Consider the following 19444-nt stretch of genomic DNA (forward strand, 5'->3'; position numbering starts at 1 on the left):
TAACAGATTATAACCAAAGATGGGGAGAACGTAAGTTAAGAGGATTCGCAAGCGCATATCAAGCATTACAAAACATGTTTGAAGAGCGCTACGGGGAGTAGGTAAGAAACGAGCTAATTTTCAGACACCTTCCCCGGGTACCCGGGGAAGGTGTCTGAAAATACATCCCAATAGAGAGGATACCCTATTAATTTACACAAACTTATTGACAGTACCTCCTGAAAAGCAGATTAGTTTGATTCTTGATATTTTTTCTGTACAATACGAAATGTATCCAATTCGTTATAAGGGGAAAATTATATGCAGATAAAGCCATTAACACTGCCTGCTGCGAATAGCTTGGTAGAAGATTATAAAAAGGAAAAAGATAAAGTAACACAATTATTTGACTATCATCCATATAAGGATTTTTATAAACGATTATCTGATGTTTTAGAAAGAGATTTTAAGCGGAATGAATTAACCAATGTTTTACATAAGTTAAACAAAGAATGGGGAGCGCCGGAAGAGACGTTAAGACAAATTGATCGTCTGAATGACAAGCAGAGTGCTGTTGTTATTGGAGGCCAGCAAGCTGGACTTTTAACGGGACCGATGTATACAGTGAACAAAATTGTCTCCATTCTTCAGTTAGCAAAGCAGCAAGAAGAAGCATTGGGAATACCGATTATACCTGTGTTCTGGATTGCTGGCGAAGACCATGACTTTGAAGAAATTAATCATATTCATTGTCCGATTAAAAATGGCGATTTCCAAAAATTAAAGATTCGTACGAAAAATATAGATGCTGGAAAAAAAGCTGTTTCTGAACTGGAAATGGATGAGAATGAACTTCAAAAATGGGTTGAAGCTGTTTTTGAGAGGTTGCCGGAGACCGCACATACGAAAGATGTCTATACGTTGATTCAAAAAGCGCAAAGTCAAAGTACAAACTATATTGATTTTTTTGCACGGCTTCTATTTGCGCTATTTCCAGATCAAGGAATTGTCTTGGTTGATTCCGGGAATCCTGCTTTTCGAAAGTTAGAGTCAGATTGCTTCCTAGAGCTGATTCAGAAACGATCGCAAATTAGTGAATCAGTGGCTAACACTTTGGATGTGTTAGAAAATCTACAATACCCGCTCGCCATAGACGCTGCAAAATCAGATGGGAATTTATTTTACCATGATGATCTGCAGGGAAGAATATTGTTAAAAGTAGACGAAGAAGGTAATTGGATTGGAAAGCAGCGGGAAATTTCCTTAACCAGTCAGGAACTAAAAGAAGTTGCAAGAAACACACCATGGAAATTGAGTAATAATGTAGTGACAAGACCACTAATGCAGGAATTTATGTTCCCTACTCTGGCTTTTATAGCTGGACCAGGTGAGATTGCCTACTGGGCAGCACTGAAGTCCAGTTTTCACATAATGAATTTGCGAATGCCTCCTGTAGTTCCGAGAATTTCGGTGACATTTTTAGATGCTTCTACGGAAAAGCTGGTAAAGAAATATCAGCTAAACGTGAAAGATGTCATATTACATGGTGTTCAGTCAACGAAGAAGTCTTATTTAGAATCCCGTGGACGCACGGAAATTGATCAAGTAACAGAAGATGTAAAAGAGAAAATTAGAGAAGCACACCAACCCATTCGAGATATGGCTTCTAACATGGGCGACGATATTCAGGCATTAAGTAAAAAAAACTTAACTTACTTGTTAGAGGATATCCAATTTATGAACAAACGTTTCCATAAAGAGTTTGAAAAGAAGCACACCCAAGCACTAAACGAATTTAACCAGCTGGAACAGGTGCTTCATCCTCATCATGGTTTACAAGAACGTGTTTGGAATCCGCTGTTTATAATAAACCATTTTGGTATAGAAATAATTTCGGAATTAACGTCGTTTTCATTTGATATGGAAAAAGGGCATTGGGTTATAAAATAATCTTTTTCTCCCACCTGTCCCCACCATCTTTTAATATTCCCCAAAAAACTGTCTATCTATTGATATGACAGTTTTTTTGATGCTTTTTTTTATGGCTGTCGGAAGCGTTGAAAGCTGATTTAAAATATTTTTGGGAAAAATAGTGGAGCGTTGTGGGGGGATGTGGTATTATGAATTTACGAAAGTGGGGGCGACTATATGTTTATGGGAGAATTCCTACATAGCATTGATGCAAAAGGTCGTATTATTGTCCCTTCTAAGTTTAGAGAAGACTTAGGGACGAGCTTTGTATTGACGCGTGGGCTTGATAAATGTTTATTCGCTTACCCCAAACAAGAATGGGAAATTTTAGAAGGAAAGTTAAAGCAACTCCCACTAACTAAAAAAGATGCTCGAGCTTTTACACGATTTTTTTTCTCTGGTGCAGTGGAATGTGAAGTAGATAAACAGGGAAGAATAAATATTCCAGCTAATCTCAGGCAATATGCTAATTTGGAGAAGGATTGCAGTGTGATTGGTGTGTCAAATCGGGTGGAGCTATGGGCTAGCGAAAACTGGAATACGTATGTAGAAGAATCTGAAGAATCATTTGCAGAAATCGCTGAGAATCTTATGGATTTTGATATTTAAAAGGAAAAATGATCACAAAAAAGTTGGTGGATTAGATGTTTGAACACTACAGTGTTTTAAAAGAAGAAACAGTAAAAGGATTAGAAATAAAGCCGAATGGTATTTATGTAGATTGTACCGTTGGCGGCGGCGGGCACTCTATTGAGATTGCATCTAGACTTGATGAAAACGGTAAGCTTATTGCTTTTGATCAAGATATTCAAGCATTGGAAGCCGCCAAAGAGCGCTTAAGTGCTTATCAAGATAAAGTTACGTTTGTACATTCGAACTTTCAAGGATTAGAGGAAGGTCTCTCAGAGCTTGGAGTCACTCATGTAGATGGTATTCTCTTTGACTTAGGTGTATCCTCTCCGCAACTTGATCAAGCAGATAGAGGATTTAGCTATCACCAGGATGCACAATTAGATATGCGGATGGACCAATCTCAGTCTCTAACTGCTTATGAAGTAGTTAATCAATGGACTTATGAGCGATTGGTATCTATCTTTTTCCGTTATGGTGAGGAAAAATTTTCAAAAGGCATTGCTCGTAAAATCGAAAAGGCCAGAGAAGTGAAACCAATTGAAACGACTGGAGAGCTGGTTGATATTATCAAAGATGCTATTCCTGCCCCAGCCCGTAGAAAAGGCGGTCATCCTGCTAAACGTATTTTTCAAGCAATACGAATTGCTGTAAATGATGAACTGGAAGTTTTTAATCAAGCACTTCATCAAGCTGCTAAAGTAATCGGTAAAAATGGAAGAATTGCAGTAATTACCTTCCATTCTTTAGAAGATAGACTTTGTAAGCAAGCATTTAAAATGTGGAGTACAGATAAGCCTACACCCAGGCATCTTCCCATTACCCCGGAGTCGCATCAAGCTCCCTTTAAGCTAATAACCAGAAAGCCAATAATTGCTCAAACCAACGAATTAGATGAAAACAGACGATCACGTTCAGCAAAATTACGGATTGTCGAAAAAATAAATGAATGGAATAATGATTTCCATTATGAAGAAGGGTGGAAAAAATGATGAGTGGTAATCAGGCTAGAAAATGGAACGTAAATCCCCAGTATAATCCGCAAACGGAATCCCAGACAGTTGTCAAAAAAGTAAAGAAAACGAGCTGGATTACAAAGGGAGAGAAAGTTATTTATTCCATTACTGGTGTAGCAATCTTAACATTTGCAATTGGGATGGTTTCTTTTGCTTCAGGAACGGACAAGTTGAATCGTGGGATGCAGCAATTAGAAAATACAATAACGGAGCAGCAAATTGTTAATGAAAACTTGCATTTTAAGAAAGAGGAACTTTCACGCCCTGAGAGAATTATCGACATTGCAGAGAAAAATGGTTTAAAAATCCAAAATTCGGAAGTGAAACAAGCAGAAACGTTTAACAACTAGCAAGGGGTTTCTTTACAATGAAAAAAAATAAGACTGCCAATGTTATGGCTGGCATTTATATGCTTGTTTTCGCTGCATTGTTCCTTGTTCTTGCAGGCAGGTTTATGTATATACAAGCAACAGGTGAAGTGAGCGGTGTTTCATTAGATAAATGGGCTGAACAACAACGGACAGCCTCTTATCAAATGCATGCAGAGCGTGGAAAGATCATGGATAAAAACGGAATGGTTTTAGCTTATGATCGTCCGGCATATCGAATGTACGCTATTCTAGATGAAGCCTACTCGGAAAATTCACCAGAAGACTTGCATGTTTCAAATACAGGGGAAACGGCGGAAAAACTAGCATCTATATTAGATGTCGATGCGAATGAAATTAAAAGTTTACTAGATGACGCAATCAACACGGGAAAGTTCCAGGTGGAATTTGGGAAGCTAGGTCGTCAGATTCCGCAACAAATGAAGGAAGAAATAGAGAATGCTAATATCCCTGGTATTTACTTTGATGAAGAACCTATGCGCTACTATCCGAATGGAATGTTTGCTTCACATATCATTGGTTTTGCCCGCGAAGTAGAAGAGGAAACAGAAGATGGTGTGGAACATCGTATCACTGGGGTAACTGGTATGGAAAGTGTTATGAACAAAATTCTTGGCGGTAAAGATGGATTCATTTCATACCAGCGAGATCGATATAATAAGAAATTATTAGACCCTGACGAGATTATACAAGAGCCAGAGGATGGAGATTCTGTTTATTTAACACTTGATCAAAAAATTCAAACTTTGTTAGAAGATGTCATGAGTCAAGTAGATGAACAATATAATCCTGCTAAAATGAATGCAATCATTATGGATCCTAAAACGGGCGAAATTCTTGCCATGAGTACACGTCCAAGCTTTAACCCGAACAGTCCGGACAATGTAGAGAATTGGTATAATGATCCGATTTCATCTCCTTTTGAACCTGGGTCTACGTTCAAAATTTTCACATGGGCGGCTGCAATTGAAGAAGGAGTTTATAATGGCGAAGAGACATTTAAATCAGGAACCTATCAACCGAATGAAAGAATCGAAAAAATCCGCGATCATAACCAAGGTAAGGGCTGGGGGTCAATAACTTATGATGAAGGATTTATGCGCTCCTCCAACGTGGCTGCTTCCAAGCTGGTTTGGGAAAATATCGGAGCAGATAAGTTCTATGAGTATTTGCAGTTGTTTGGTTTTGAAGAACCTACAGGAATTGACCTTCCTGACGAATCTGTCGGTCATATTCAATATAATTGGCCATCAGAAAAGCTAACAACAGCCTTTGGACAAGGTTCGACGGTTACACCTATTCAACAAATGAAAGCTGCTTCAGCTATCGTTAATGATGGGAAAATGGTGAAGCCGTATGTCGTGGATAAGATTGTTGATTCTACTACAGGCAGTGTAATGGAAGAAACAGAAACAGAATATGTTGGTCAACCAATTTCGCCTGAGACAGCAGAAAAAATGAAGGAATTGCTGGCATCTGTAGTGAATGACGAAAAAGGAACTGGAGCTCCTTATAAGCTAGATGATTATGTAGTCGGCGGAAAAACAGGGACAGCACAAATGCCAGATCTTGAGAACGGCGGCTACTTAACAGGAAGAGAAAATTATGTGTTTTCATTTCTCGGTATGGCTCCGATGGATGACCCGCAATTGATGGTGTATGTTTCTATTCAACAACCAGAACTGGAGGATACGGAGACTGGATCGACTCCATTGGCATTTATTTTTAAGAATGTGGTGGAAAATAGTCTGCATTACTTAAGTGTAGAGCCAGATAAAACAGAGTCACATCGTATTGAAGAGGTAGAAATTCCAGAAATAGATGGCGAATTGACAGAAGATGTTCAGTCTGATTTAAAAGAGAAGGGGTTACAACCGATTGTGATTGGAGATGGGGAAACAATTGTTTCCAGCAATGTGGAACCAGGTGAGAAAATATTACCGAATGAAAAAGTACTTCTGTTAACGGATGAACCAACGATGCCAGATCTAACAGGATGGTCCTTAAGAGAAGTGATGCTATTTGCAGATATGATGCAATTGCAGACGGAAAGCTTTGGAAACGGCTATGTTACATCTCAAAGTATTGAAGCTGGGAAACCAATACAGGAAGGCGACTATCTAGGCTTTGAATTAGCAACAACTCCAAATGATACGGCATCTGAGGAAAATGAAGAAGATAACAATGAAGTGACAGAAGAGACGGAGAATACCGAAGCAGAAGATGAAGCGGAATAAGTAAAAAAAGACTTGCTGAAAGAATAACTATTCTTTCTCAAGTCTTTTTTTCTATATGGAAATATAAATAGAGACTGATTGAACTTTTTCAGCATGCCCTTTTAGCGGCGAACCCATAAAAGATAGCTTGTTCTATTCCATTTTTTACATTCATATAGTGGATACAAAGCATGATGAAAGGAGTTCTCTCATGAAACGTGCATCCACAATTATTATAAAAAAACGGATTGTTACTGTTTTTTTATTTGCGATTCTTATTTTCCTTGTGATTATAGCGAGGTTGGCCTATGTTCAACTCGTATTAAGTGATGATTTATTAGATAGTGCAAATGATTTATGGACAAGAGATATAACATTTGCTGCAGAAAGAGGTTACATTCTGGATTCGGAAGGGGATATTCTTGCGGAAAATGTAACAGCTCCTACCGTATTATTGATGCCAAGGCAAATAAAAGATCCAGAAGATGTAGCAGAGAAACTGGGAAATATTCTCGATGTGCCGAGAGAGAGAATGATGGAATTAGTGACACAAAATTCACTAAGTGTTATGGTCCGCCCTGAAGGTATCAAAATTAATAACGAACAGGAAGATGCGATTCGAGAATTAGATTTAGACGGAGTTTATTTAGCGAAAGATTCCAAAAGGCATTATCCCAATAATAGTGCTTTATCCCATGTATTGGGCTTTACCGGTATTGATAACCAAGGATTAATGGGATTGGAATTATACTATGACGATAAATTAAAAGGCGAGAATGGCAGCCTATCCTTTTATTCGGACGCAAAAGGAAGGAGATTAGATCAACTTGCAGATGAATATCAATCTCCAAAAGACGGCTTGTCTTTAAAAACAACGATTAATAACAAAGTACAAACGATTATGGAAAGAGAGTTAGACCAAATTGTTGCTGAATATAACCCGGACGGGGCAATGGCGATTGCGGTTGATCCAAAAACAGGCGGTGTGCTGGGGATGTCCAGCCGCCCGAATTTTGATCCGGAGAATTATCAGGATGTGGATGCATCTATATTTGGAAGAAACCTCCCTATTTGGAGTACGTATGAGCCTGGATCGACATTTAAAATTATTACATTAGCTGCCGCACTTGAAGAAGGCCTCGTTGATTTAGAAAAAGACAGATTCTATGATGATGGCGACATTAAGGTTGGGGGAGCAACGATTCATTGCTGGAAGCGCGGGGGGCATGGCGATCAAACGTACTTGGAGGTTGTCCAGAACTCTTGTAACCCAGGGTTTGTCAATTTAGGGCAAATGCTTGGAACAGAAAAACTTTTTTCTTATATTGACGCTTTTGGCTTTGGAAGAAAAACAGGGATTGACTTGCAGGGTGAAGGGAATGGCATTCTTTTTAAACCAGAAAATGTCGGTCCGGTGGAATTAGCGACCACCTCTTTTGGTCAAGGTGTTTCTGTCACACCGATACAGCAGGTAATGGCTGTTTCTGCAGCGGTAAATGGGGGTTATTTATATGAACCAATGATTGCAAAAGAATGGATTGACCCTGTAACAGGAGAAGTAGTTGAATCCTATGAGCCTAATTTGAAGGAGCAAGTCATCTCTCAGGAAACCTCTGAAACCATTCGCGAAACATTAGAAACGGTAGTGGCACAGGGAACAGGTAGACCGGCTTACGTTGATGGATATCGTGTTGGCGGAAAAACAGGAACTGCCCAAAAAGTAGGCCCGAACGGCGGTTATCTAGAGAATAATTATATTGTATCTTTTATTGGTTTTGCTCCTGCCGATGATCCGGAAATCGTTGTTTATCTGGCAGTCGACAATCCTAAAAACACGATTCAATTTGGCGGTGTGGTTGCAGCACCAGTTGTCGGAACGATTATTGGCGATAGTTTACGAGCGATGGGCGTAGAAACGCGTACGGATGGATTAGAAAAAGAATACGCATGGCCTGACCAGCCCAAAATAGAAGTACCTGATTTTATTGGAGACAGTACGGAGAAACTGGCAGAATATCCTCTAGACCTTTCGATTGAGGTAAATGGAGAAGGAGAAGAAATTATTGATCAGTCTCCAAAAGCCGGGACCATGCTAGAATCAGGTAGCACTATTCGATTATTTCTCGGTAATAAAAATAATCGTTAAATCTGGAGAAGTTTGCTATAATAGATTCTGTTATAATTACACTGACTTGATATGCTGTCTGATTTCTGTAACTAAACGGAAGTTGGACAGCAACCCTCTTAAACAAGAGGACATAAGAGAATATATTAAGGAAATGAATAGAATAGGGTGTAAAAAATGGAACTGACAAAATTATTAGATGGAATTGGATTCTATCAAACAACAGAATTAATACAGGGGATAGAAGTGGAAAACGTAGAGATGGACTCGAGAAAAGTAAAACCAGGGAGTTTGTTTGTATGTATTGAAGGGTATACCGTCGATGGCCATGACTATCTGGAGCAAGCAATAAAAAATGGTGCCGTAGCTGCCGTTGTATGCAAAGATGTTCAGATAGATAGTAATATTCCGCTTATACAAGTCAAAGATACAGGTCGTGCTTTGGCAATGCTCACAGCGACATATTATGATTATCCGACCACGAAATTTCCGCTCATCGGGGTTACGGGAACAAATGGAAAAACGACAACAACCTATTTACTAGATACCATTTTTGAAAAGCAGCAAAAGAAATCTGGTGTCATTGGGAGTATCCAAGTAAAAATTGGCGATGAAACATTTCCAGTTATTAATACAACACCGGATGCATTAGCATTAAATCGTATTTTTCATCAAATGCAAGAAAAAGAAGTAGATCAAGTTATTATGGAAGTCTCTTCGCATGCATTAGACATGGGAAGAGTTTTTGGCTGTGATTATGACATTGCTATTTTCACAAATCTGTCACAGGATCATCTTGATTATCACAAAGATATGGATGATTATTTAAGAGCAAAAAGTCTACTCTTTTCTGGGCTGGGAAATGATTATCATCCGGATAAAAAGAAATATGCTATTATTAATGAGGATGATAGTTCAAGCGATCTGCTAAAACGCAGTACAGCCCAACAAGTACTTACTTACAGCTGTAAGCAGGATGCTGATATACGTGCAAATAATATTGTGTTATCACCAGCTGGGGTAGCATTTGACCTTGTTACGCCAATTGGTACAACGCATATTAAAACTCATTTAATCGGCATGTTCAATGTGTACAATATGCTTGCTGCCGCTGGTGCTGCCATCGCATCTGGTGTTAAATTAGAAGTGATTAAAGAAGCCCTAGAAGATATTAAAGGCGTTGATGGCCGTTTTGAGCCAATTAATGAAGGACAGGATTTTTCCGTGATTGTTGATTTTGCACACACGCCTGATTCGTTGGAAAATGTACTGCAAACCAGCCGTGAATTTGCGAAACGTAAAGTTTATGTTGTCATAGGATGCGGTGGTGATCGGGACCGTAAGAAGCGTCCATTGATGGCAGATGTTGCCGTGAAATATGCAGACCACGCCCTATTTACATCGGATAATCCTCGCACCGAGGATCCAGTACAAATTTTACAAGATATGACTGGTCATTTAGCTGATAATGAAGCAACCTATGAAGTTATTGTTGATCGAACAGAAGCGATTAAACATGCTGTTCAGCTCGCTCAAAAAGATGATATTATTTTAATTGCTGGGAAAGGTCATGAAACGTATCAAGTTATTGGCAAAACAAAATATGATTTTGATGATCGTCAAATTGCCCGGGAAGCAATTAGAGAGAAAGGGGAATAATACATGTTGTTTACTGCATCCCAACTCATTGAATTATTTCCTCAATACCAAGGAAATGTACAAAATGATTTAGAAATTCGTGAAATTACAAAGGATAGTCGCGACAAGTCTAATCACGGGCTCTATGTTCCTATAGCTGGTGATCGATTTGACGGACATCAATTTATAGAAGGGGCAGTGGAAAATGGCGCTGTGGCCACTTTTTGGAAAAAGGATATCCCGCTTCCTCCGGACCTGCCTTCTACGCTTCTTGTGTTATTTGTAGAAGATACAGTAAAAGCATTACAAGAGCTTGCTGCTGCTTATCGCAAGGAAGTTAATCCTACCGTAATCGGTATTACGGGATCAAATGGAAAAACAACGACAAAGGACCTTGCAAAAGCTGTTATGGAAACAACGTTTAAGACACATGCAACCAAAGGGAATTTCAATAATCATATTGGGGCTCCATTAACTATCTTATCCATGGATCGTACAACAGAAGTATTAATTTTAGAAATGGGTATGAACCACTTTGGAGAAATAGAACTTTTAAGTGGGATAGGGCAGCCTGATAACGCGATTATTACAAATATTGATGGGCAGCATATTGAAAACCTTGGTTCAAGGGCTGGAATTGCCAAAGCAAAATTGGAAATTGTTTCAGGAATGAAGCCTGAAGGCATGTTGATTATCGATGGAGATGAACCTCTTTTAATCGACGCAGCTGTACCTGTTCCAAAAAAGCGAATCGGGTTTAGTGAAGAGAACGATGTTATTATTCGAAATGTAGTCGTAGAAGAATCGGTCACTAACTTTGAGATTGAAAAAGAATCCTATCAAATCCCGCTTTTAGGAAAACACCATGCAAAAAATGCGGCTTATATTATTAAGCTGGCTTACAGTATGGGCATTACACCTGAAGCAATCCGAAAAGCATTCGGGCATTTAGAGATGACTAAAATGCGTTTTGAAAAACATACTGGTAAAAATGGCATAACAGTTATCAATGATGCATATAATGCTTCACCTGCTTCCATGAAGGCAGCTATTCAAGTGGTTGAAGAAATGAAAGGCTATCAGCATAAAATTCTTGTTTTAGGCGATATTTTAGAACTCGGTGAATATGCAGAGGAATTCCATCGGGGGATTGCAGAGATTATTCATTCAGGGATTACAGCTGTATACACGTATGGTCAAAATTCATTTTACATACATGATGAGTTAAAAAGGAAGCTTCCTGAGCTAACTGCTGTGCATTTAGCTGATAAAAGCGAACTTATTGATCATGTAGAAAAATATTTGGAACCAAAGAATCTTTTTCTTTTGAAAGCATCAAGAGGAATGGCATTTGAAACATTTTTAGAACAATTGATTTAAAGATAGCATATAAGAATGTTCAAAGAGGTCGAGAAAAAGTGCCAGTGATTTAATTTCGAAGTGTGCTGGAATACGATTTCTCGACCCGCTCATTTTTGAGTAAATCTTATATGGTTACAAGTGAGGTGGAGAGAAAATGAATATTACAGGTTTATTAATTACAATCGCAGTAGCGTTTCTTATTACCGTTCTTCTATCTCCAATTTTTATCCCTTTTTTAAGACGATTAAAGTTTGGACAAAGTATTAGAGAAGAAGGACCCGAATCCCATCAAAAAAAATCGGGGACGCCAACGATGGGCGGCATTATGATTGTTTTCAGCATCGTTATTACATCGCTCATTATGGGGAGCCGGATTGACGGTGGAATTGGTTATGAATTATGGTTGTTACTATTTGTATTATTTGGGTATGGTTTATTAGGATTCTTAGATGATTATATTAAAGTAGCTTTAAAACGAAACTTAGGGTTAACATCGAAGCAAAAGCTGTTTGGCCAAATTATTATTGCACTCGTATTTTATTTTGTTTTACGCGGGCAAGATTTTTCGACGGTGATTGGGATTCCAGGGACATCTTTCCAATTTGATATTGGCTGGTTTTATGCGATCCTTATTATTGTCATGCTCGTAGGAGCCTCCAACGCAGTTAATTTAACAGATGGATTAGATGGATTATTAGCCGGGACTGCGGCTATCGCTTTCGGCGCATTTGCCATTATCGCATGGTATGGAGTACCTAACGATATGGTAACTGTTTTTTCTTTAGCTGTTGTAGGTGCTTTGCTGGGATTCTTAGTATTTAATGCGCATCCTGCAAAAGTATTTATGGGTGATACCGGATCTTTAGCATTAGGTGGAGCAATTGCAGCAATTGCAATTCTTCTTAAGTTGGAGATTTTATTGGTTATTATCGGCGGCGTATTTGTTATTGAAACATTGTCCGTTATTATTCAAGTTATTTCTTTTAAAACAACCGGAAAACGTATTTTCAAAATGAGCCCGTTACATCACCATTATGAATTGGTAGGATGGTCAGAGTGGAGAGTTGTTACAACATTTTGGTTTGTAGGCTTACTTTTTGCGATTCTTGGTATTTATATTGAGGTGGGTATCTAATGCAAAATTTGGAACAATTCCCAGAACAAATCCTTGTCTTAGGATTAGCCCGAAGCGGTACAGCAGCTGCGAAAGTCCTTTTGGAAAATGGGAAAGACGTTACAGTGAATGATCAGGCGGCTTCCTTTAATGATGCTTCGGTTCAAGAACTTCAGAAACTTGGAGCGCATATTGTACTTGGCTCTCATCCTTTATCTGTTTTAGAAGGGATAGAGGTTGTTGTTAAAAATCCCGGGATCCGCTATGATCATCCGATAGTCGTAGAGGCATTCCATCGCAACATTCCGGTGATTACGGAAGTGGAACTTGTATCTTATTTAACGCAACAGCCGATTATTGGGATTACTGGGTCTAATGGAAAGACTACCACAACAACATTAATTACGGAGATGCTCAGGCAAAGTGATTGTCATGTGAGGCTTGCTGGTAATATTGGAATTGCAGCAACGGATGTTGCCCAATCGGTGCAAGAAGATGAAAAAATGGTTATTGAGCTCTCTTCTTTTCAACTACAGGGAATAGCAGCTTTTCGACCATCTACAGCTGTATTATTAAATATTTACGAAGCACATCTTGACTATCACGGTGATTTGGAAAGTTATGTGGATGCAAAATGTAACATCTTTAAAAATCAAGATGCGCATGATTATTTAATCTATAATGCCGATGATACGATTCTTTCACAGAGAGTTGTTCACGCTAAAGCGAAAAAAATACCGTTCTCTGTAACGAAGCGGTTAGATCAAGAGGGCGCATGGACAGATGGTACGTATGTATACTTTTTAAATGAAGCTATTATTCCAATTACAGATATTGTACTAGTTGGCAAGCACAATTTAGAGAATATCTTAGCAGCTATTGCAGCAGCTAAACTAAATGGAGCGTCGAACGAAAGTATTCAGCGCGTCTTACGAACTTTTTCTGGCGTGAAGCATCGTTTAGAATTTGTCGGCACGTTTCAAGGGCGTTACGTTTACAATGATTCAAAAGCAACAAACACTTTAGCCACGCAAAAAGCATTAGATTCTTTTAAAAAAGAAATCGTCTTACTTGCAGGAGGCTTAGATCGCGGAAATGAATTTGATGAACTTATTCCGCATTTAAAAAATGTGAAAGCGATGGTTGTATTCGGTGAAACTGCAGCGAAATTAGAACGTGTAGGAAGAGAAGCCGGTATTCCTGTCATAGAGCATGCAGATGGCGTGGATGATGCTGCGACAACCGGATTTTCATTCACAAACGAGGGGGATATTTTATTACTCTCTCCTGCATGTGCAAGCTGGGATCAGTATAAAACATTTGAAGAAAGAGGAGACATATTTGTCCAAGCTGTTCATACACTGAACTAAGGGGCTTGAACAAATAAAGAAATAAAAAAATGTACAAAAGCTCGATCTCACTGATTTTTATCTAGAATACGAAATAATGCCCCTTATTTCCTAAGTTCAATGAGCGGAAAGAAGGGGTATTTTTGTATAAATTTAATCAAAAACAAAACAAAGTTGATAAAATGCTATTTGGCCTTATCGTGGTGCTCTTATGTATTGGGGTGCTTATGGTTTATAGTTCCTCTTATATTTGGTCAGAGTATAAGTTCAATGATTCCTTTTATTACTTGAAAAGACAGCTTCTATTTGCAGGAATAGGATTCATTGGCATGGTTGTTATCTCCTACTTCCCCTATTACGTATGGAAAAAGTATGCGAAAATATTGTTAATCAGTTGCTTTGTCCTGCTTATCCTCGTTCTGATACCCGGCATCGGGATGGTTCGCGGTGGAGCGCAGAGCTGGATTGGTATTGGTGCATTTAGCATACAGCCATCTGAATTTATGAAATTAGGATTAATTATTTTTTTGGCATCTCTTCTATCAGACTATCAAAAATATATCACTTCATTTAAAAAGGGTTTTTTTCCTTGCTTATTATTGATTTTCACAGCATTCGGTCTTATTATGCTGCAACCGGATTTAGGCACAGGTATGGTGCTGGTGCTAACATGTATGATCTTGCTTTTTGTAGCTGGAGCTAAGCTGTCCCATTTTTTTGGATTAGCAGGTATTGGAGTTATTGGATTTATCGCCTTAATTGCCTCTGCACCTTATCGGATCAATCGGATTTTAGCTTTCTTGAATCCGTGGGAAGATCCCTTGGGACATGGATTCCAAATTATCCAATCGCTGTATGCTATTGGACCAGGAGGGCTTATGGGATTAGGCTTAGGGAATAGCTTGCAGAAATATTTTTACCTTCCTGAGCCACAGACTGATTTTATTTTTTCTATTATCGGTGAAGAATTAGGATTAATCGGAGGTTGTACAACTATTGTCTTGTTTTTTCTGTTATTATGGAGAGGAATTAAAATTGCTTTAGAAGCACCAGATTTATTTAGTAGATTATTAGCAGTAGGGATTGCGAGTATGTTAGCTTTACAAGCGATGATTAACATTAGTGTGGTCATCGGATTGATTCCAGTTACAGGAATAACATTACCTTTTTTAAGCTATGGTGGTTCTTCGCTAACATTAACGTTGTGTGCAGTAGGTATTTTACTAAGTATTAGCAGGCATGCAAAAAGTATGGAAAAAAGTAACAAACCAATCGTTTAATTCATTGAAAAACGCTGCTTTCTTAAAAAAAGGAAAAAAACTTTATAAACATGTAATGTCAACTACGTGTAGCGCCCTAATTTATGATATAATTTTTGTAAATACGAGGGAAAAGGCTCAGGTAGTTATTTTTCTTAAAAATAATGGATAAAGGAAGAAATGGAGATGAGTGATAAAAATATTGTTTCTATTGAGGATCGTATCCCAAAGTTGAAACAAGCTAGAAAGAAAAAAGCAAACAGGCGACTAATATTTTATCTATCTATATTTTTCCTTCTCATTGCTATTATTGTTTATTTACAATCTCCATGGAGTGAAATTCGGTCGATTGAAGTAAGCGGTAATGTATTTTTAACGGATGAGTATATTATAGATGCATCAGGTTTGAAAGAGGGATCGAATATTTGGTCTATGAATAAATCTTCTGTTGTAGAACAAATTGAAAAGGATTCTGTCATCGAAAAAGCATCTATTAGCCGGGACTTTCCTCGAACGGTTCATATTGACGTGGAGGAGAAGTCAGTGCTTGGCTATGTTAAGGAAGGTAAGGATAATTATCCAGTACTTTCAGATGGCCAAATCATCCAAAAAAATGCGAAAGATTTTACAAGCAATGCTCCACTAATGATAGGATTTAATGAAGAGCAATTAACAGAACTGACAGCAGAAATGATGGATATTCGCCCTAGTATTTTTAATATGATTTCTGAAATTGAATGGAACGATTCGGACCAAGAAGAAATGCATATTACACTCTATATGAGTGATGGATTTTTAGTTAAAGGTAAAGCAGAACAAATTTTTGATAAACTGGATTACTATCCTTCTATTGTTTCACAGCTAGATGCGGAAGATAGTGGAATAATCCATATTGGAGTCGGCGTCTATTTTGAATCCTTCCAAAATAATGAGAAGGAAGAAGTTGAAATGAAGGATGATGAAACAGAAAATGAATAATTTGTAGAATGATGTCATATATCATCCTTTTTCAACGAACATTATATTGTCGATTTTTATAGAAATGGGCAAACCTGAAAAAATAAGCATAAAATATGTTTATTTTTTATTAATTTTCTTTTAGAATTAAAGACTATACAAAGGATAACGTGGTTGTAAAAATATCACTAGCATATTTTTACGAGGAGGTGCTCTTTTTTGAACAACAGTGAAATATTAGTCAGTCTCGATATCGGGACAAGTACTATAAAAGTAATTATTGGAGAAGTACGACATGATTCTTTAAATATTATTGGTGTAGGAACTGCAGCATCAAATGGAATGAAGAAGGGTGCTATCGTTGACATTGACCAGACTGTTCATTCTATCAGGAGTGCAGTTGAACAGGCGGAAAGAATGGTCGGTATGGAAATTCATCGTGTTGTAGTTGGCATAAATGGTCAACATATTCAGCTTCAATCTTGTCATGGTGTAGTAGCTGTTCAAAGCGAAAATCGTGAAATAAGTGATGAAGATGTGACCAGGGTAATTGATGGAGCTCAGGTAATTTCCATTCCGCCAGAACGTGAAATTATCGATGTAATTCCGAAACAATTTATTGTGGACGGACTAGACGAAATAAATGATCCAAGAGGAATGATTGGCGTTCGTCTGGAGATGGAAGGAACCATTATCACATGTTCTAAAACAGTTCTACATAATATTTTAAAATGTGTGGAGCGTGCAAATTTAGAAGTCTCCGATATTTGTCTTCAGCCACTGGCTGCTGGCACGGTTGCTTTATCTAAAGACGAGATGAATATGGGGTCTGCCCTTATTGATATTGGCGGGGGATGCACCACAGTATCTATTTTTCAAAATGATCATTTAGCTGCAACGAGTGTGATTAATTTAGGCGGAGACAATATAACAAAAGATTTATCAGTTGGTTTACGTATTTCTACAGAAGAAGCAGAGCAAATCAAATTAAATTATGGATACGCATTTTACAATGACGCTTCTGAGGAAGAAACATTTGAAGTAGCAACGATTGGCAGCAATCAAAAACAAGTATTTAATCAACTTCAATTAGCTGATATGATTGAAGCTAGATTAGAAGAAATATATACTTATGTTGATAGAGAAATCCGTAAAATGGGTTATCAAGAATTACCTGGCGGCTTTGTATTAACAGGCGGTACCATTTCCATGCCTGGAAGTTTAGAGCTTGCACAGGATTTGTTTTATTCCAATGTACGTGTAGCAATCCCAGACTATATCGGTGTTAGAGAAGCCCAATTCACTTCTGGCGTCGGTATTTTACAATTTGCTTATCACAATGCGAAAATACAAGGAAAAGAACTGTATCCTGCTGTTGTAATAGAAGATGAAACGGAGCAGCAGCGCCCGGCTAAACAATCGAGGGTTGCAATTGAAAAGAAAGATAAGAAAAAAGGAAAGAAAAAAGAATCAGGATTTGCTAATCTATTCAAATATTTCTTTGATTAATTTCTGGTAGTTAAGTTTAAATTCAGAAATTGTTCGTAATTAGTAGACTAGGAGGAAACCATAATATGTTAGATTTTGATACAAACATGGAAGAATTAGCGACGATAAAAGTTATTGGAGTTGGCGGCGGCGGAAATAATGCGGTTAACCGTATGATTGAACATGGTGTAGAGGGCGTTGAATTTATTGCTGTAAATACAGATTCTCAAGCGTTAAACCTCTCTCAAGCTGAATCCAAGATACAAATTGGCGGTAAATTAACCCGTGGATTAGGCGCAGGCGCTAACCCAGAAGTGGGAAAAAAAGCAGCAGAAGAAAGTAAAGAACAATTAGAAGAAGTGTTAAAAGGTGCAGATATGGTTTTTGTTACTGCTGGAATGGGCGGCGGCACAGGAACTGGTGCGGCTCCAGTTATTGCCCAGGTAGCGAAAGATTTAGGCGCGCTGACAGTTGGTGTGGTTACACGTCCGTTTTCTTTTGAAGGAAGAAGAAGATCAACACAAGCAATTTCTGGTATCGATACGCTTAAAGGCAGTGTAGATACGTTAATTGTCATTCCGAATGATCGCCTATTAGAAATTGTCGACAAAAATACACCTATGCTTGAAGCATTCCGTGAAGCAGATAATGTCCTTCGTCAAGGTGTGCAAGGAATTTCAGACTTGATTGCAAAACCAGGTCTTATTAACGTTGACTTTGCCGACGTAAAAACCATTATGTATGATAAGGGTTCTGCCTTAATGGGAATTGGTATAGCAACTGGTGAAACAAGAGCAACAGAAGCCGCTAAAAAAGCTATATCTTCTCCATTATTGGAAGCTTCCATTGACGGTGCACATGGTATTTTAATGAATATCACTGGCGGTACAAACTTAAGCTTATATGAGGTGCAGGAAGCAGCAGATTTAGTTACCTCTTCAGCTGATCAAGAAGTAAATGTTATCTTTGGCTCAGTTATCAATGAAAATCTCAATGATGAAATTGTTGTGACAGTAATTGCTACAGGTTTTGATGAAAATGCTCAAAAAGCAGATACTCGTAAAAAACAACAGCGTCCAAGTATAGGACAAACACAGCAAGCAGCTGCTAAACAAACAAATGAGTCACCAAATCCTTCAAGGGAAAGAGAAGTTCCTAATCCATCACCTTCTAAACCTCGTCATGAAGAGGATGAGTTAGATATCCCGACTTTCCTGAGAAACCGAAACCGTCACCGCTAAACATTTAGAGAACAAAAGCGCAGAGCGCCCGGGTAGTGACGTACGGACTGGACTGAGCCGTAGGAGATAAAGGAAACACGACGACCTTAGGGAGTCGATGTTGACTTTCACCACGGGCATAAGTGCGACTATAGCTCTGCCTACGCCTGTCGGCTTGTCAGTCGCCAAGTCTTCTTTATCGTACGGAGGTGAGGGAAGTCTCGCTAGTCGCTGGGCGCTGGAGCTAGACGTGGCTGTTTTGTAACTAAGTTATCCACACCATTCAAATTTTATAATTTCCTAGAAAACAAGAAAAAAGCGTTGTGTTAGAAGTGGATTCCCTTTAACACAGCGTTTTTTTCTTTCTCTAACAAAATGTTAAACTTATCCCCTTGTGTATCATTATTTATAAAAAGCAGCCGTGTCCATTTCCAAGCGAAATGCCTTCCCTCTACAGTATTTGCATCCTCTTTTTTAACCTCTGAAATCATTAGACATTTTTTCTAAGAATAAGTGTTAATTAGCTTCATTTTGCACACAAGAATTGACAGACTTTTCACTTTCAATTGTCTATACTTTCATCATAGATCATTTCCTTTTCAATTTATTAAAAGTCTTAAAAAGTTTATACAGATAAGGAAAGATAACTTATCTTGGGCTTTAAGGGTATAGCCACGAGTGCAAAGAACAACAGATCAGATTTCTAGGTTTTTCACGCACACGGGCTACGC

The 19444-nt window shown here is 38.3% G+C and carries 14 protein-coding genes; all 14 read left to right on the forward strand.

Annotated elements, in window-relative coordinates; all coding sequences use genetic code 11:
• The first annotated feature begins 300 nt into the window (after positions 1–300).
• A complete protein-coding gene (bshC, locus tag KI343_RS02225; RefSeq protein WP_212924811.1) occupies positions 301–1929 on the forward strand; it encodes a bacillithiol biosynthesis cysteine-adding enzyme BshC in 1629 nt (542 codons plus the stop codon).
• A gap of 198 nt (positions 1930–2127) precedes the next feature.
• On the forward strand, positions 2128–2559 hold the full coding sequence (gene mraZ / locus KI343_RS02230; RefSeq protein ID WP_212924812.1) for a division/cell wall cluster transcriptional repressor MraZ: 432 nt from the start codon (positions 2128–2130) through the stop codon (positions 2557–2559).
• 35 nt (positions 2560–2594) lie between these two features.
• Entirely contained in the window at positions 2595–3572 is a 978-nt protein-coding gene (gene rsmH, locus KI343_RS02235; protein ID WP_212924813.1) for a 16S rRNA (cytosine(1402)-N(4))-methyltransferase RsmH, read from the forward strand.
• Positions 3572–3946, forward strand: a complete 375-nt coding sequence (ftsL, locus tag KI343_RS02240; RefSeq protein WP_212924814.1) for a cell division protein FtsL — start codon at positions 3572–3574, stop codon at positions 3944–3946. Before rsmH ends, ftsL begins: the two co-directional genes overlap by 1 nt.
• Before the next feature lie 17 nt (positions 3947–3963).
• A complete protein-coding gene (locus KI343_RS02245; protein ID WP_212924815.1) occupies positions 3964–6222 on the forward strand; it encodes a penicillin-binding protein in 2259 nt (752 codons plus the stop codon).
• Positions 6223–6412: 190 nt separating this feature from the next.
• A complete protein-coding gene (locus KI343_RS02250) occupies positions 6413–8347 on the forward strand; it encodes a stage V sporulation protein D (RefSeq protein WP_212924816.1) in 1935 nt (644 codons plus the stop codon).
• Between the two features lie 156 nt (positions 8348–8503).
• Positions 8504–9985: a UDP-N-acetylmuramoyl-L-alanyl-D-glutamate--2,6-diaminopimelate ligase gene (locus KI343_RS02255; RefSeq protein WP_212924817.1), complete on the forward strand. Its 1482-nt coding sequence runs from the start codon at positions 8504–8506 to the stop codon at positions 9983–9985.
• A 3-nt stretch (positions 9986–9988) separates the two neighbouring features.
• Positions 9989–11344 (forward strand): UDP-N-acetylmuramoyl-tripeptide--D-alanyl-D-alanine ligase, encoded by a 1356-nt coding sequence (locus KI343_RS02260; protein WP_212924818.1) that lies wholly within the window; start codon positions 9989–9991, stop codon positions 11342–11344.
• Positions 11345–11480: 136 nt separating this feature from the next.
• Positions 11481–12461: a phospho-N-acetylmuramoyl-pentapeptide-transferase gene (gene mraY / locus KI343_RS02265; RefSeq protein ID WP_212924819.1), complete on the forward strand. Its 981-nt coding sequence runs from the start codon at positions 11481–11483 to the stop codon at positions 12459–12461.
• Positions 12461–13810: a UDP-N-acetylmuramoyl-L-alanine--D-glutamate ligase gene (gene murD / locus KI343_RS02270; RefSeq protein ID WP_212924820.1), complete on the forward strand. Its 1350-nt coding sequence runs from the start codon at positions 12461–12463 to the stop codon at positions 13808–13810. Before mraY ends, murD begins: the two co-directional genes overlap by 1 nt.
• A 161-nt stretch (positions 13811–13971) precedes the next feature.
• Positions 13972–15069, forward strand: a complete 1098-nt coding sequence (spoVE, locus tag KI343_RS02275) for a stage V sporulation protein E (protein WP_212925032.1) — start codon at positions 13972–13974, stop codon at positions 15067–15069.
• 165 nt (positions 15070–15234) lie between these two features.
• Complete coding sequence (locus KI343_RS02280; protein WP_212924821.1) at positions 15235–16026, forward strand: cell division protein FtsQ/DivIB; 792 nt, start codon at positions 15235–15237, stop codon at positions 16024–16026.
• A gap of 198 nt (positions 16027–16224) precedes the next feature.
• Complete coding sequence (ftsA, locus tag KI343_RS02285; RefSeq protein ID WP_212924822.1) at positions 16225–17514, forward strand: cell division protein FtsA; 1290 nt, start codon at positions 16225–16227, stop codon at positions 17512–17514.
• Positions 17515–17579: 65 nt separating this feature from the next.
• Positions 17580–18734 (forward strand): cell division protein FtsZ, encoded by a 1155-nt coding sequence (ftsZ, locus tag KI343_RS02290; RefSeq protein ID WP_212924823.1) that lies wholly within the window; start codon positions 17580–17582, stop codon positions 18732–18734.
• Positions 18735–19444 lie beyond the last annotated feature (710 nt).

Origin of the sequence: Oceanobacillus sp. J11TS1 (assembly GCF_018333215.1) — a bacterium.
Classification (GTDB): domain Bacteria; phylum Bacillota; class Bacilli; order Bacillales; family Amphibacillaceae; genus Oceanobacillus.

Coding starts and splice junctions, on each gene's coding strand:
- bshC (WP_212924811.1), top strand. CDS start 301: ATGCAGATAAAGCCATTAACACTGCCTGCTGCGAATAGCTTGGTAGAA.
- mraZ (WP_212924812.1), top strand. CDS start 2,128: ATGTTTATGGGAGAATTCCTACATAGCATTGATGCAAAAGGTCGTATT.
- rsmH (WP_212924813.1), top strand. CDS start 2,595: ATGTTTGAACACTACAGTGTTTTAAAAGAAGAAACAGTAAAAGGATTA.
- ftsL (WP_212924814.1), top strand. CDS start 3,572: ATGAGTGGTAATCAGGCTAGAAAATGGAACGTAAATCCCCAGTATAAT.
- KI343_RS02245 (WP_212924815.1), top strand. CDS start 3,964: ATGAAAAAAAATAAGACTGCCAATGTTATGGCTGGCATTTATATGCTT.
- KI343_RS02250 (WP_212924816.1), top strand. CDS start 6,413: ATGAAACGTGCATCCACAATTATTATAAAAAAACGGATTGTTACTGTT.
- KI343_RS02255 (WP_212924817.1), top strand. CDS start 8,504: ATGGAACTGACAAAATTATTAGATGGAATTGGATTCTATCAAACAACA.
- KI343_RS02260 (WP_212924818.1), top strand. CDS start 9,989: ATGTTGTTTACTGCATCCCAACTCATTGAATTATTTCCTCAATACCAA.
- mraY (WP_212924819.1), top strand. CDS start 11,481: ATGAATATTACAGGTTTATTAATTACAATCGCAGTAGCGTTTCTTATT.
- murD (WP_212924820.1), top strand. CDS start 12,461: ATGCAAAATTTGGAACAATTCCCAGAACAAATCCTTGTCTTAGGATTA.
- spoVE (WP_212925032.1), top strand. CDS start 13,972: ATGCTATTTGGCCTTATCGTGGTGCTCTTATGTATTGGGGTGCTTATG.
- KI343_RS02280 (WP_212924821.1), top strand. CDS start 15,235: ATGAGTGATAAAAATATTGTTTCTATTGAGGATCGTATCCCAAAGTTG.
- ftsZ (WP_212924823.1), top strand. CDS start 17,580: ATGTTAGATTTTGATACAAACATGGAAGAATTAGCGACGATAAAAGTT.